At 73.4% G+C, this 14,304-nt stretch carries 11 protein-coding genes; 6 read left to right on the plus strand and 5 right to left on the minus strand.

What is annotated here, in order from left to right; all coding sequences use genetic code 11:
* Positions 1–139 precede the first annotated feature (139 nt).
* Entirely contained in the window at positions 140–1,444 is a 1,305-nt protein-coding gene (locus tag ACWGKI_RS18715; protein ID WP_452189020.1) for an MFS transporter, read from the plus strand.
* Here the strand turns inward: ACWGKI_RS18715 and ACWGKI_RS18720 are convergent.
* Positions 1,351–2,262, minus strand: a complete 912-nt coding sequence (locus ACWGKI_RS18720) for a helix-turn-helix domain-containing protein (RefSeq protein ID WP_452189022.1) — start codon at positions 2,260–2,262, stop codon at positions 1,351–1,353. The genes ACWGKI_RS18715 and ACWGKI_RS18720 overlap by 94 nt on opposite strands.
* Complete coding sequence (locus ACWGKI_RS18725; protein WP_452189024.1) at positions 2,259–4,946, minus strand: flippase-like domain-containing protein; 2,688 nt, start codon at positions 4,944–4,946, stop codon at positions 2,259–2,261. Before ACWGKI_RS18725 ends, ACWGKI_RS18720 begins: the two co-directional genes overlap by 4 nt.
* 207 nt (positions 4,947–5,153) lie before the next feature.
* Between ACWGKI_RS18725 and ACWGKI_RS18730 the strand changes: the two genes are divergently transcribed.
* Genes ACWGKI_RS18730 through ACWGKI_RS18745 form a run of 4 tightly spaced genes read left to right on the plus strand, consistent with a single transcriptional unit; the run spans position 5,154 to position 10,641 of the window.
* Positions 5,154–6,797 carry an ABC transporter substrate-binding protein gene (locus ACWGKI_RS18730; protein ID WP_380244247.1) on the plus strand — a complete coding sequence of 548 codons (1,644 nt, stop codon included), beginning with the start codon at positions 5,154–5,156 and terminating at the stop codon, positions 6,795–6,797.
* Between the two features lie 21 nt (positions 6,798–6,818).
* Positions 6,819–7,862, plus strand: a complete 1,044-nt coding sequence (locus ACWGKI_RS18735) for an ABC transporter permease (protein ID WP_380244248.1) — start codon at positions 6,819–6,821, stop codon at positions 7,860–7,862.
* A complete protein-coding gene (locus tag ACWGKI_RS18740) occupies positions 7,862–8,962 on the plus strand; it encodes an ABC transporter permease (RefSeq protein ID WP_380244249.1) in 1,101 nt (366 codons plus the stop codon). Before ACWGKI_RS18735 ends, ACWGKI_RS18740 begins: the two co-directional genes overlap by 1 nt.
* Entirely contained in the window at positions 8,959–10,641 is a 1,683-nt protein-coding gene (locus ACWGKI_RS18745; RefSeq protein WP_452189027.1) for a dipeptide ABC transporter ATP-binding protein, read from the plus strand. Before ACWGKI_RS18740 ends, ACWGKI_RS18745 begins: the two co-directional genes overlap by 4 nt.
* On the opposite strand, the gene ACWGKI_RS18750 is transcribed toward ACWGKI_RS18745, so the two are convergent.
* Both ACWGKI_RS18750 and ACWGKI_RS18755 read right to left on the minus strand, forming a co-directional pair.
* A complete protein-coding gene (locus ACWGKI_RS18750; protein ID WP_452189029.1) occupies positions 10,548–11,813 on the minus strand; it encodes a DMT family transporter in 1,266 nt (421 codons plus the stop codon). The two genes, ACWGKI_RS18745 and ACWGKI_RS18750, sit on opposite strands and share 94 nt — an antisense overlap.
* Entirely contained in the window at positions 11,810–12,661 is an 852-nt protein-coding gene (locus ACWGKI_RS18755) for an SDR family NAD(P)-dependent oxidoreductase (RefSeq protein ID WP_452189031.1), read from the minus strand. Before ACWGKI_RS18755 ends, ACWGKI_RS18750 begins: the two co-directional genes overlap by 4 nt.
* Positions 12,662–12,799: 138 nt before the next feature.
* Between ACWGKI_RS18755 and ACWGKI_RS18760 the strand changes: the two genes are divergently transcribed.
* On the plus strand, positions 12,800–13,375 hold the full coding sequence (locus ACWGKI_RS18760) for a TetR/AcrR family transcriptional regulator (RefSeq protein WP_452189033.1): 576 nt from the start codon (positions 12,800–12,802) through the stop codon (positions 13,373–13,375).
* A gap of 7 nt (positions 13,376–13,382) precedes the next feature.
* Here ACWGKI_RS18760 and ACWGKI_RS18765 read toward each other — a convergent pair whose 3' ends face one another.
* Positions 13,383–14,225: a CPBP family intramembrane glutamic endopeptidase gene (locus tag ACWGKI_RS18765; protein WP_452189035.1), complete on the minus strand. Its 843-nt coding sequence runs from the start codon at positions 14,223–14,225 to the stop codon at positions 13,383–13,385.
* Positions 14,226–14,304 lie beyond the last annotated feature (79 nt).

The raw sequence follows: 14,304 nt of genomic DNA on the forward strand, positions 1-14,304 counted from the left end.
CCGCCCCCCCGGCCCGCGCCCCGGGCCTCCGGCGTCCCCGGCCTCCAACGTTCCCGACCAGGCCGGCTGCGTGGCGTCTCGATCGAGTCCGTCGGCGTCCCGGTCGGCTGGTGGCGGGACGCCCGTTGTTGCGACCAGCATGACGACGAACCCGATCGACACGGCGGCCGGCACGACCGCTGCCCCGACGTCCGCCACGACGTCCGCCACGACGTCTGTCACGACGTCTGCCACGACCCGCCCGGCCCAGGGCACGCCGGCGCCAGGCATGCTGTCGCCGCGGCGCGCGGGCCTGGCGCTCGCCACGATGTTCCTCGGCAGCTTCTCCCTCGTGACGGCGGAGTTCCTGCCGCCCGGGGTGCTGACGCCGGTGGCGCAGGACCTGGGCGTCTCGGAGGGCGTCGTGGGGCTGTCGGTGAGCGTCACCGCCCTGACGGCGCTGGCCACGGCGCTGGGCCTGAGCTCCCTGTTCCGGAACACCGACCGCCGCACCCTCCTGGTGGTGCTCGCCCTGGGCGCCGTGGCGTCCAACGTCCTGGTCGCGCTGGCCCCGGGCATCGTGGTGCTCATGGCGGCCCGTCTGCTCCTCGGCGCCGCGCTGGGCGGCTACTGGTCGATGTCGCTCGTCATCGCGACGCAGCTCGTCCCGGCCGACAGGGTGGGCCGCGGGATGATGATCGTGAACGGGGGGACGACCGTCGCGACCGTGGCCGGCGTGCCCCTCGGGGTGATCCTCAGCGCCGCCGCCGGGTGGCGGGTCGTGTTCCTGGTGGCCGCGGCCGTCACCGCGGTGACGGCCGTCGCGATGCGGGTGGCGCTGCCCCCGGTCGCGCCCTCGCCGGGCATCGGGTGGTCGGCGACGGGGCGGGCGCTGCGCTCGCCCGGCGTCGCGCTGGGCCTGCTGAGCCTCGTCGCCGTCATCGGCGGGCACTTCGTCGGCTTCACGTACGTGCGGCCCGCCCTCTCGCTGCTGCCCGGGTCCGACGTCGGCACGGTCGCCGTGCTGCTCGCGCTGTTCGGCGTCGGCGGCCTGGTGGGCAACGTCGTGGTCGGAACGGTCGTGGACCGGCACCTGCCGCTGATGCTGCTCGCCGTGCCGGTGACCATCGGTGCGGGCGTCGCCGCCGTCGGGCTGGCCGCGGCGTTCCCGGTGCTCGCATACCCCGCCGTGCTGCTGTGGGGCACGGCGTTCGGCGGGCTGCTCAACGTGGTGCAGGTGTGGATCACACGGCTCCTGCCCGGCCAGGTCGAGGCGGGCAGCGGGCTGGTCGTGGTGGCCTTCCAGACGGCGATCATCCTCGGCTCGGCCGTGGGCGGCCTGGGCGTGGACGCCGTCGGCGTCGCCTGGACCTACCTCGTGGCAGCCGTCGTGGCGGTGGCGGGCGGGGTGCTCGTGCGGAGCACGCTGCCGCGGCGGAACTCGGACGGCGTCGCGCCCGTGTGACGGCGGAAGGCGCGGCCGAACGCCGTGTCCGACCCGTAGCCCAGCTGGCGGGCGATCGCCGCGACGGAGAGGTCGCCCGCCGTCAGCAGGCAGCGGGCGTGGGCGACGCGCACCTGCGCGAGGTACCGGCCCGGGGTCAGCCCGGTGGCGTCGCGGAACCGGGCGGCGAACCCGGAGCGCGACGCCAGCGCCACGCGGGCCAGGTCGTCCACCGTCCACTCGCGGCCGGGGTCGGCATGGATCGCCGCGACGGCGGCGGCCAGCCCGGGGTCGTCACGCTGCATCAGCCAGCGTGCGGGAGCGCAGCCGCGGGCGTACCAGGCGCTGATCACCAGGGACGCCACGAGCGTGACCACGCGGTCGCCGAGCACGCTGCGCGGGGTGCGGTACTCCTCCACCAGGGAGCGGAACATGGTGGCGGCGGTCGGCTCGGTCTGCGGGAGCTCGGTGAGGAGCACGAGGTCGGGCAGCACGCCGCGGGCTGTCTGGGCCCCGGTCGGCGCGACCTGCACGCACTCGACGGCGGCGTCCGACAGCGCGTGCACCTCGAAGCGCGGGCCGTGCGGCAGGAACAGGAAGTCGCCCGGGGCCAGGTCGGCGACGTCGCCCACGCCCCGCACCCGCACCAGGCCGTCGGTGACCAGGAGCAGGGCGCCGTCGCCCGTCGCGTGCTCCGTCCAGTCGCCCGCGGCCAGCGCGTGCCGGGCACGTGCGACGAACCGCCACTGCAGGCCGGCGAGCACCCGGTCGAGCTCCTCGGCGGCGGCGGACGCGGATGACGCGGAGGTCCCGGCGCACGCGCCGACGACCGTCGTCACAGGTCCCCGGTCTTCTCCAGGCGCTTCATCGCCACCCAGCCGATCGGCACCCGCGCCCAGTACGTGACGACGCGGTACAGCATGGTCACGGAGAACGCGAGGGACGGCGGGATGCCGGCGGCGGTGAGGCCGGCGATGAGCGCGCCCTCGACGCCGCCCAGGCCGCCGGGGGTGGGCACCATGGCGCCCACGGAGTTGCCGACCAGGTAGATGACGGCGACGTCGATGAGGTTGAGCGACTGCCCGAACGCGGCGAGCGCGGCATAGAACGCGAACACGTAGCCCAGCGTCATGACGACGTTGCCCCCGAGGCCCAGCGCGAGGCGGGTGGGCTGGCCCATCATCTGCGACAGCCGTGGCCAGACCTGCTCGAGCGTGGGCCGGGCCTTCTCCCATGCCCACCGCCGCACGGACGGCACGAGCAGCGTCGCGACGACCGCCACGCCGACGCCCGCGATGGCCAGCAGCACCGTCGTGGACGGCAGCTCGACGAGGCCGCCGGAGCCGGTCGACACCGACAGCACGACGAGCAGCAGCACCGTGACCACGAACTGGGACAGCTGCACCAGCGCCACCGTCGCGACAGCCATCGGGGTGGCCACGCCCCGCCGGGTGAGCATCCGCAGGTTGAGCGCGGCGGGCCCGATACCGGCGGGGGCGGCGAGCGAGACGAAGGACCCGGCCATCTGCGTGAGCGTCGCGCGCCACAGCGGCAGCTTCTGGGGGGAGAAGGCGGTGAACGTGAGCGCCGCACCGAACCAGGTGATCGCCCCGAAGGCGAAGGAGGCCGCGACCCACCACGGGTTCGCCTCCGTGATCGCCGAGGCGATCTCCTCGAAGTTGATCGTCGTGACGATCACCGTGACGGCGACGATCGTCAGCGTCAGCATGATGACGGTGCGGGCGCCGAAGCGGGTGATGTTCTGCGGCTGCACGTCGGCCTGCGGCAGGCGCTCCACGAGGGCCTCGCGCAGCTCGTCCAGCAGGCCCTTGACCCGGCGGACCTCCTCGCGCGTCGGCCCGGGCAGGGCGATGGTCTGCAGCAGCGGGCCGATGGCGGCGATGTCGTCGTCGGGCAGCGCCCGGACCGCGGAGGCGAGCGCGCGTCGCGCCCCGACGCGCAGTGCGAGCAGCGCGAGCATCTGCGTCAGGTCGAGCCGGCGGGACAGGGTGCCGGCGCCGATCTCGCCCTGCTCCCAGCGGGTGAGCCACACGTGCGGCTCGCCCTGCTCGTCGTGGTGCACGAGCACGACGTCGGGGGTCAGGGAGCGGTGGGTGAGCCCCGCGTGGTGCGCGCGCCGCAGCTGCTCCCAGGCCTCGGCGAGGACGGCGTCGCCGCGCGGGCCCTCGAGGACGTCGGCGTCGAGGTCGCGCAGGGAGACGGCGCCGCGCGCGTGCTCCTGGACGAGCACGACGGAGTCGTCCGCGAACCCGATGCCCTCCAGGCGCTGGGTGCGCACGCCGGCGGCGGCGGCCGCGTACGCGAGGAGGGCGGTGCGCTCGGCCGCGGCCCGCAGCGAGATGGCCGCGCGCCCCTCGAGTCCACGCAGGCGCAGGGTGCGCCACAGCCGCTGCACGGTGGTCATGACCTGGCGGTCGCCGTCGAGCACGACGACGTCGCGGCGCGGCGCGCCGCCGTCGGTGAACAGCGCGTACACGCGGTTGTCGCCCGAGCGGGTGAGCGCCACGGCTGCCGCGTCGGCCGTCGTGGGGTCGGGCGGGAGGGTCCGCTCGTCCTCCTCCAGGCCGTCGACGACGTCGCCGTCGGCGTCGTAGGCCGCCACCGGGTCCTCGGGCACGGGCGGGGCGCCGTCCGGGTCGGCGTGGTCGTCGACGACGGCGGAGACGTCGCGCACCCGGACCAGCGCCGTCGGGTGAAATCCGGCCCGCCGCACGGCGGCGACCAGGTCGCCGCCGTACGCGCGCTCGCTGCGCACGCCGGACACGTACTGCACCGCGAGGCCGGCGAGGCGGCCGAGCAGCAGAGCCACGAGCACGCCCGGCAGGGACACCTGTCCCGTGATGAGCACGATGAACAGGGCGAGGTAGAGCACGTTCCACGACCAGCGCACGGTGCGCCGGCGGGTGCGCGGGCCCGCCGTCGTGAGCAGGCCGGCGATGGCGGAGACGTACCCGGGGACCGTGAGCTGCCACTGGCCGTCGCTGAAGACCGACAGGCCGCGCACGAGCTCGTCGCTGCCGAACTTGGTGACCGCCAACGTCGTCACGACGCCGAGCACCAGGCCGAGCGCGGCCGCGCAGATCGACTCGACCACCTGGCGGCCCAGGCGCCGCCAGCCCAGCTCGATCAGCACCGCGGCGGGCACGAACAGGGTGATCAGGCCCTCGAGCAGCGCGACGGGGACGAACAGGATGCGGGCGAGGAGCGTGCTGAAGTTCTGGACGTCCTGCGTGACGCCCTCGGTGGTGGCGTGCGCGACCACCGACAGCACCAGCACGAGCGCGACCCCCAGCGCGCTGACCACCATCCCGAGCATGTCCGAGGGGTGCCGCACGCGGGGCTCGGGGGTGTCGACCACCCGCACGAGGTCGGTGGCAGCGCCGTGGTCGGCGCCGGCTCCACCGAGCAGCGCCTGCAGCGGGCCGGTGGGTGGTGCGGCGTCGGCCGCCGGGCTCCGGTGCGCCGGAGCCCCGGCAGGACCCGCGGTGCTCGCTCCGGACATGCCGGGAAGTCTAGGCTCTCCGGCCCCCTATGGCCTGTGACACAGGCCCGACCGCAGTGGTAGGTTCCCGGACCACGATGCGAAACCGGTCCGGATGTGACCCACGTCCGTGACCAGGGCGACACACCGGTGTGCCAGAGACGCCCGCATCGCCACGAGCCCGCGGCCACCCGCCACGGGCCGGCCTGGACGAAGGGGACCACGACCATGAGTGCCATCAGAGGCTCGCGACGCATGATCGCCGGTGCGGCAGGGACGGCAGTGCTGGCGCTGGTGCTGACCGCGTGCGGCGGCGGTTCCGGCGACGGCGGCAACGGGGACGGCGGCGGCAGCGCCGAGTCGATGATCATCGGCACGACGGACAAGATCACGTCGCTCGACCCCGCCGGGTCGTACGACAACGGGTCGTTCGCCGTGATGAACCAGGTCTACCCGTTCCTCATGAACACGCCGTACGGCAGCCCGGACGTGCAGCCGGACATCGCGGAGTCCGCGGAGTTCACGGCGCCCAAGGAGTACACGGTCAAGCTCAAGCCGGGCCTGAAGTGGGCCAACGGCAACGACCTGACCTCCTCGGACGTCAAGTTCACCTTCGACCGCCAGCTCAAGATCGCGGACGAGAACGGCCCGTCGTCGCTGCTGTACAACCTCGACTCGGTCGAGACGCCGGACGACACCACGGTCGTGTTCAAGCTCAAGAGCGCGAACGACCAGATCTTCCCGCAGATCCTCTCCTCCCCGGCAGGCCCGATCGTCGACGAGGACGTCTTCTCGCCCGACGCGGTGACCGACGACCAGACGATCGTGGACGGCAAGGCGTTCGCCGGCCAGTACTCGATCACCGGGTACAAGACCAACGAGCTCGTCAGCTACGAGAAGTACGACGGGTACGAGGGCATCCTGGGCGAGGCCAAGACGCCGAAGATCAACGTCAAGTACTTCACGGACGCCTCCAACCTCAAGCTCGAGGTGCAGGACGGCTCGGTCGACGTCGCCTTCCGCTCGCTGTCGCCCACCGACATCGAGGACCTGGGCAAGGACGACAAGGTCAAGGTCGTCACCGGCCCCGGCGGCGAGACCCGCTACATCGTCTTCAACTTCGACACCCAGCCGTACGGCGCGAAGCAGTCCGACGCCGACCCGAAGAAGGCGACCGCGGTCCGTCAGGCCGTGGCCGACCTCATCGACCGCCAGGCGCTGGCCGACCAGGTCTACAAGGGCACCTACACGCCGCTGTACTCCTTCGTGCCCGACGGCCTCACCGGCGCCACGGAGCCGCTGAAGGAGATGTACGGCGACGGCCAGGGCGGCCCCGACGCGGACAAGGCGAAGCAGACGCTCGCCGACGCCGGCGTCACCACCCCCGTCGAGCTGAACCTGCAGTACTCGAACGACCACTACGGCCCGTCGTCGGGCGACGAGTACGCGCTCATCAAGGACCAGCTCGAGGAGAGCGGCCTGTTCAAGGTCAACCTGCAGACCACGGAGTGGGTGCAGTACTCGAAGGACCGCACCGCCGACGTCTACCCCGCCTACCAGCTCGGCTGGTTCCCGGACTACTCGGACGCGGACAACTACCTCACGCCGTTCTTCCTCAAGGAGAACTTCCTGGGCAACCACTACGTGAACCAGGACGTGGAGGACATGATCCTCGAGCAGGCCGTCACGGCCGACGAGAAGAAGCGCACCGACCTGCTGGGCCAGATCCAGGAGTCGGTGGCCAAGGACCTGTCGACCGTGCCGTACCTCCAGGGTGCGCAGGTCGCCGTCACGGCCAAGGACGTCACCGGGACCGAGGACACGCTCGACGCGTCGTTCAAGTTCCGCTACGGCGCGCTGGCCAAGGGCTGAGAGACGGACTGAGCTCTTCTCGTGGCATCTCGTAGTTCGACGGGAAGCGCACTGGGACGCTACATCCTGGTGCGCTTCCTGCTCATCATCCCGACCGTGTTCATCCTGGTCACCACGGTGTTCGTGCTCATGCGCGCGACCGGTGACCCCATCACCGCCGCACTGGGCGGGCGCCTGACGCCCGACCAGCTCGCCGAGCGGATCCACGCGGCCGGTTACGACCGGCCGATCCTCGCGCAGTACTGGGACTACCTCAGCGGCATCTTCACCGGCGACTTCGGCACGACGATCAGCGACAACCGGCCCGTCACCGAGGTGCTCACCACCTACGGCGCGGCCACGTTGGAGCTCGCGTTCTACGCCATCGTCGTCGCGCTCGTCCTGGGCGTCCCGTTCGGCATGGTCGCGGGCTACTTCCGTGACCGCCTGCCCGACGCCGCGCTGCGGATCCTCGCGATCCTCGCGTACGCGACGCCGGTGTTCTTCGCGGGCCTGATCCTCAAGCTCGTGTTCTCCGTCTGGCTGGGCTGGTTCCCCGTCGCGGGCCGTGTGTCCACCGACGGCGAGATCTCGATGCAGCTCGCCGGGGCGGACTCCGGGTTCATGCTGATCGACGCCTTCAAGACCGGGGACCCGGCCGTGGTGCTCGACGTGCTGTCGCACGCCTTCCTGCCCGCCATGGCGCTGGGCCTGCTCACGGCCGGCGTGTTCCTGCGCCTCGTGCGCACCAACATGATCGGCACGCTCGGCGCCGGCTACATCGACGCGGCCCGGTCGCGCGGCGTCAAGGAGAGCCGTCTGGTGCGCAAGCACGCGTGGCGCCCGGCGCTCATCCCCATCATCACCGTGGCCGGCATGCAGGTCGCGATGCTCCTGGTGGGTGCCGTGCTGACCGAGACGACGTTCGAGTGGCGGGGGCTGGGCTTCCAGCTCTCGGAGTACCTGCAGGCGCGCGACTTCGTGGCCGTGCAGGGGATCGTCGTGCTGATGGCCGTGGTGGTGGCGGTGACGAACTTCCTCGTCGACATCATCGCCGCCCTGGTCGACCCGAGGGTGAGGTACTGATGACCGCGGGAGAGATCACCAGTGTCGGCACCGCCGGCACCGCCCCGGAGCACCTGGGCGGCCGGGGCGCCTGGTTCCGCAAGCTGCCCGTGGTGCGCCAGGTGCGCCAGAGCGTCGGGCTCCAGCGCGGCATGCTCGTCGCGGGCCTCGTGCTCACCGCGCTGTTCGTGCTGGTCGCGGTGCTCGCACCGCTCCTCGCACCGTTCGGCTGGTCGCAGCTGCGCGACCTCGACGGCGCGTTCGGCGCCCAGATGCCACCGAGCGCCGAGCACTGGTTCGGCACCACGGTGGGCGGGTACGACGTGCTGTCCCGCGTGGTGTGGGGTGCGCGCACGGCGCTGCTCGTCGTCCTGGTGGCGGTGCTGTCGTCCATCGTCGTCGGCGTGCTGCTGGGCCTCGTGTCCGGGTACTTCGGCGGCTGGCTCGACCGCGTGCTCGTCGTCGTGGCGGACGCGATCTACGCCTTCCCCTCCCTGCTGCTGGCGATCCTGCTCGCGATCGTCATCTCCGGCGGCAAGTCCGACATGTGGGGCGGCATCTTCGCGGCCGCGCTGTCGATCACGGTGGTGTTCGTGCCGCAGTACTTCCGCGTGATCCGCGCGGAGGTGGTGCGCATCAAGGCGGAGGCGTTCGTCGACTCGGCGCGCGTCCTGGGCACCGGGCACTGGCGCATCATGACGCGCCACGTGCTGCGGAACTCGACGCGCACGCTGCCGCTCATCGTCACGCTCAACGCGTCCGAGGCGATCCTCACGCTGGCGGGGCTGGGCTTCCTCGGCTTCGGCATCGAACCGACGGCGGCCGCCGAGTGGGGCTACGACCTGCAGCGCGCCGTCGCCGACGTCACCTCCGGCATCTGGTGGACCGCGCTGTTCCCGGGCCTCGCCATCGTGCTGGCCGCGATGGGCATGACCCTCATGGGTGAGTCGCTCAACGACCTCGCCGACCCGCGCCTGCGCTCCCGCGCCCGCGCCGGGCAGGTCACCGGCGCCGTCGCGGCCACCTCGGTGGGCGAGCCCGTCGAGGCGGACCCGTCCGACCCGCAGAACCCGGCGTCGGCGGAGCGCCGTGACGAGAACTCGAAGGGAGACGACGCATGAGCGCCGTCGCATCCATCACGGACCTCGCGGTCTCGTTCGCCACGGACGCCGGCTCGGTGCGGGCCGTCGACGGCGTGAGCCTGGACGTGCAGCCCGGCGAGGTGCTCGCCGTCGTCGGCGAGTCCGGCTCGGGCAAGACCGTCACGGCCAAGACCATCCTGGGTCTGCTGCCAGAGACGGCGACCACCAGCGGCGCCGTCGTCCTCACGGGGCACGACGGCACGACGACGGACGTCGTCTCCGTCTCCGCGGCGAAGCTGCGCCAGGTGCGCGGCGTCGACGTGGCGATGGTGTTCCAGGAGCCCTCCAGCGTGCTCAACCCCGTGTACACCGTGGGGTGGCAGATCGCCGAGGGCATCCGCGCGCACGGCGACGTGTCGAAGAAGGAGGCGCGGCGGCGGGCGATCGAGGTGCTCGGCACGGTCGGCATCCCCGACCCGGAGCACCGTGTGGACCACTACCCGCACCAGTTCTCGGGCGGGCAGAAGCAGCGCATCGTCATCGCGATGGCGCTGGTGCTCGGCCCGGGCCTCATCGTCGCCGACGAGCCCACGACGGCCCTCGACGTCACCGTGCAGGCCGAGATCCTCGACCTGCTGCGCCACCTGCGCGACGAGACCGGCACCGCCATCGTGCTCATCACGCACAACATGGGCGTGGTGGCCGACCTGGCCGACCGCGTCGCCGTCATGTACCAGGGCAAGGTCGTGGAGCAGGCCACGGCCCGCGACCTGTTCGCCGACCCGCAGGCCGACTACACGAAGGCCCTGCTCAAGGCCGTCCCTCGCGTCGGCGAGGGCACGGCCCGCGCCGTGGAGCGGGCGGCCACCCGGCCCGAGGGGTGGGAGTCCACCGAGCCGGTGGTGCGGGCCGACGGCCTCACCATCACCTACCCGGGCCGGTTCCGGCAGCCGGCGTTCACCGCGGTCGACGACGTGTCGCTCGCGATCCGCCCCGGCGAGGTGCTGGGGCTCGTGGGGGAGTCGGGCTCCGGCAAGACGACGATCGCCCGCGCGATCGCCGGCCTCACGCCCGTCAGCGGCGGCTCGCTGCGCGTGCTGGGCACCGAGATGCACGGGGCCCGCGGGCGGGACCTCAAGGCGATGCGGCCGCGCCTCGGGTTCGTCTTCCAGGACCCGGCCACGTCGTTCAACCCGCTGCTGACCATCGCCGAGTGCGTGGCCGAGCCGCTGGTCGTGCACGGGCGGGCACGCAACCCGGAGGCGGCCCGCGCCCGCGTGGACGAGCTGCTCGAGGCGGTGCAGCTGCCGCGCAGCTACGGCGACCGCTTCCCGCACGAGCTGTCCGGCGGGCAGCGGCAGCGCGCGTCGCTGGCCCGCGGCCTGGCCCTCGACCCGGAGCTGCTGATCGCGGACGAGCCGACGTCGGCGCTCGACGTGTCCGTGCAGGCCCGGGTGCTGGAACTCTTCGCCGAGCTGCAGAAGGAGCTCGGCTTCGCGTGCCTCTTCGTGTCGCACGACCTGGCCGTCGTCGACCTGCTGGCGGACCGCATCGCGGTGCTCTACCGCGGGCACCTGGTCGAGGAGGGCACGGGCGAGCAGGTGCTCGGCCACCCGCGGGAGGACTACACCAAGCAGCTCCTCGCGTCGCTGCCGGTGCCGGACCCCGCCGCGCAGGCAGAGCACCGCGCCGGCCTGCACGCGCTGCGGCAGGCCTGAGTGGGGGTCCTGTTCCTGGTATGCCTGCGGCCACGGCCCTGGTCGGTCTGTGGATGATCATCGGTGCGGTGCCCGCGTACTCCGACGTCGGCATGCTGGACCGCTCCGACATGGACGTGCGGGTGCTCTACGACCCGGAGCGGCCGGCCGAAGAGCGCCCGCATCGGCACCGGCGCGGCCGTCGCCCGCATCGTGTTCGCGCTGGTGTTCCTCGCGTTCGTCGCGGGCTTCGTCGTGCTCTCGCAGGGCCTGATGTCCTCCGGGCCGACCGGCTTCTGACGGGCCGGGCCCCGGGGTGCCTTCGGCGCCCGAGGACGCTGTCGCAGCCCGACGACGACGCCGGCCGCGACCAGCAGAGCGCCGGCGACGTCCGCGGGCCCGACGTGCCCGAGCCCGAGCGCGACCGTCGTGAGCAGCGCGCCGACCGGCACGAGCCCGGCGAAGAGGCCCGCGCGGTCGGGGCCGAGGCGGCCCAGCGCGTCGTACCAGAGGAAGAAGGCGGCCGCGGTGACCACCGCGCCGAGGTAGACGAAGGCGGCCGCCTCGCCCAGGGTGGGCAGGCGCAGCGCGGTGGGGCCGTCCAGGGCGAGGCCGGCCACGAGGAGCAGCGGCGCGGCCAGCGCGGCCGGGTAGGCGGCGACGCGCAGGGGGCCGAGCCGGGGCAGCAGGGGGACGGCGAGCAGGGAGAAGGCGACCTCCCCGGCGAGCGCGCCCAGGGACAGCAGCAGGCCGGTCAGGCTGCCCGATCCCAGCCCGGCGGCGACGGCCGTGCCGAGCGCGACCACGACGGCGGCCGTGACCGTGCGCGCGGCGGGACGTCGACGCTCCAGCAGCGGGCCCACGAGGGCCAGGACGACGGGCACCCCGCCGACGACGGCGCCGATCATCGCGGGACCGGCGTGCCGGGTCGCCTCGACCAGGCACAGGTTGAAGCCGGCGAGCCCGGTGGCGGCGAGCGCGACCAGCAGCAGCACGTCACGCGCCGTCAGCCGGACCCGGGGCAGGCGGCGGTGGTGCACGACGGCGAGCAGGATGACGGCGGCGAGCGCGTAGCGCAGCGCCTGCCCGGTCAGGACCGGGTAGCCGGCGGTCGTGGCGGACACGGCCGTCGAGGTGCCGACCAGGAGCATCGCCGCCGCGGCACCGGCCGAGGCGGTGCCCGCCCCGCTCACGCGGCGGCCTCCGGCGTCGACGTGCCGGCGGCGGGGACGGCGGACGGGGTGCCGGACGGGGTGCCGGACGGGGACAGGACGGAGCGGGTGACGCGCTCGGCGAGGGCCGCGACCAGGGCGCGCGGCCGCCGCGGGGTCAGGTGCGCGGCCAGGGCGTTGCCGAGGCCGGGGGCGACGTAGCCGCGGTCGCGGTCCAGCGCGCGCAGCGCGGCGCGGACGACGGGCCCCGGGGTGGTCATGGCGCCGGTGACGGCGGCCCTGCGGGTGCCGATGGTGTCGAAGAAGGCGGTCTCGACCGGGCCGGGGCACAGCGTGAGGACGCGGACGCCGCGCCGCCGGTACTCCTGCCGCAGCGCCAGGCCGAAGCTGAGCACGAACGCCTTGGCGGCGCCGTACACGGCGAAGTACGGGTCGGGCTGGAAGCCGGCGTTCGAGGCGACGTTGACGACCGCGCCGCCGCCGCGGGCCAGCATCCAGGGCAGGAGCTCGTGGGTGAGGTCGACGAGGGCGACCACGTTGACCATCAGCTGGTCGTGGTCGCGTGCCCCGTCGATCTCCTCGAAGCGGCCGCAGGTGCCGAAGCCCGCGTTGTTGACCAGCAGGTCCACCTCCAGCCCGCGGGCGGCGACCTCCGCGGCCACGCGGCGGGCGGCGTCCGGCTCGGCGAGGTCCTGGACCAGCACGTGGGCGGCGACGCCGTGCGCGGCACCGACGCGCTCGGCGACGGCGGCGAGCCGGTCGCCGGACCGGGCCACCAGGACGACGTCGTGCCCGCGGGCGGCGAGCTGCTCGGCGAACTCCGCGCCGAGTCCGGACGACGCTCCTGTGATGAGGGCGGTGCTGCGCATGGTCTCTCCTTCAGCGGACGACAACTGGATGTGAGCGTAGCGCCTTCACCATCAACTGCAACAGAGGTGATGCAGTTAAGTCTGATTGAGCGTCGGTCGAGTATCGTGTGCGCGTGCAGCTGACGCGGAGGGGGAGCGATGGGTGAGGTGGCGGGCCGACCGCTGCGAGCGGACGCGGAGCGCAGCGTCCGAGCGATCCTCGAGGCCGCGGAGCGGGTGCTCGTCGACGATCCGGCTGCTTCCCTGGAGCAGATCGCCGCGGCGGCGGGCGTGGCCCGCACGACCGTCCACCGGCGGTTCGCCAGCCGGCAGGCGTTGATCGACGCCCTCGCGGCCTCCGCGGTCCGGCAGCTCGCCCGAGCGGTGGACGACGGGCGGCCCGACACTGCCCCGCCCCTGGTGGCGATGCACCGGATCACGGCCGACGTGCTCCAGGTCAAGGGCGCCTGGGCGTTCGCCCTGGGGCTCCCGGCGGACCCGGACAGCGAGACCGCCGTGCTCCAGCGGGAGGTCGACCGGCGCTGCGTCGTCGTGCTGGAACGGGCCCGCGCCGAGGGCCTCCTCGCCCAGGACGCCGACCTCGACTGGGTGCGCCGCGTCTACTACGCCCTCATCGGGGAGTCGTTGCGCGACGGTGCCGACGGTGCCGACCCCGACGCGCTCGCCGCCCGGGTCGTCGAGACCCTGCTGAACGGCGCGGGCCCGCGGGGCTGAGCCGGCCTCAGAGGCCGAGCGCCGCCTTCCACGCCTCCGGCAGGAGGGCGTAGCCGACGAACGCGACGACGTCGAGCACGGTGTGCGCCACCACGAGCGGCAGCACGCGGTGCCGCCCCCACCGGCTGGTGTAGAACCACGAGAACACGACGCCCATGACGACGTTGCCGATGAACGGCCCGATGCCCTGGTACAGGTGGTAAGAGCCGCGCAGCAGCGAGCTCCACACGACGAACCAGAGGCGCGACCAGCCGAGGTCGCGCGTGCGCTCGTTCAGGTACGCGACGGCGACGACCTCCTCCAGCAGCCCGTTCTGCAGGGCGGCGAGGACGAGCACGGGCACCGTCCACCAGAGTGCGTTCAGGGCGCTGGCCTGCACCTGGACGGTGATGCCGAGGACGCGCCCGAGCGCGTAGAACGCCAGCCCCGGGATCCCGATGGCCGCCGCGAGGCCGAACCCCCAGGCGACGTCGCGCCCCGGCCGTGCGCCGTCGAGCCCCCAGTCGAGGCCGATCCGGCGTCGCGTGCCCGTCCACGTGGCCGACGCCCGTCCACTCAGCAGGTAGAGCGCCAGCGCGACGGGCACCAGCGCGAAGAAGATCCCCAGCAGCTGGTAGGTGAGGTCGAGCAGCGAACGGTCGGACTGGCTGGCGTTGAGCGTGGCGGACTGCTCGGCGAGCGGGGTCGAGGCGGTGAGCCTCGCGATGATGTTGACCAGCGCGTACACGCCGCTCTGGCCCAGGCTGAGCCCGAGCACGATCCAGATCTCGGCGGTGGTGCGGCGCCGGGCCGTCGGCGTGGTGGCCGGGGCCACGGGGGAGCGGAGCGCGGGCGAGGGGGCGGCGGTCACGGGCCCAGGGTAGGACCCGCCCGCCCCCCCGGTCGTTGTGGGTACGAAAGTGGCTGGAATTCCCCGGGGAATTCCAGCC

Source organism: Isoptericola sp. NPDC055881 (assembly GCF_053615895.1).

Bases quoted from the DNA above. Each gene is read 5' to 3' on its own strand.
- ACWGKI_RS18740 (WP_380244249.1), top strand. From the start codon at position 7,862: ATGACCGCGGGAGAGATCACCAGTGTCGGCACCGCCGGCACCGCCCCG.
- ACWGKI_RS18730 (WP_380244247.1), top strand. From the start codon at position 5,154: ATGAGTGCCATCAGAGGCTCGCGACGCATGATCGCCGGTGCGGCAGGG.
- ACWGKI_RS18755 (WP_452189031.1), bottom strand. From the start codon at position 12,661: ATGCGCAGCACCGCCCTCATCACAGGAGCGTCGTCCGGACTCGGCGCG.
- ACWGKI_RS18715 (WP_452189020.1), top strand. From the start codon at position 140: ATGACGACGAACCCGATCGACACGGCGGCCGGCACGACCGCTGCCCCG.
- ACWGKI_RS18745 (WP_452189027.1), top strand. From the start codon at position 8,959: ATGAGCGCCGTCGCATCCATCACGGACCTCGCGGTCTCGTTCGCCACG.
- ACWGKI_RS18760 (WP_452189033.1), top strand. From the start codon at position 12,800: ATGGGTGAGGTGGCGGGCCGACCGCTGCGAGCGGACGCGGAGCGCAGC.
- ACWGKI_RS18725 (WP_452189024.1), bottom strand. From the start codon at position 4,946: ATGTCCGGAGCGAGCACCGCGGGTCCTGCCGGGGCTCCGGCGCACCGG.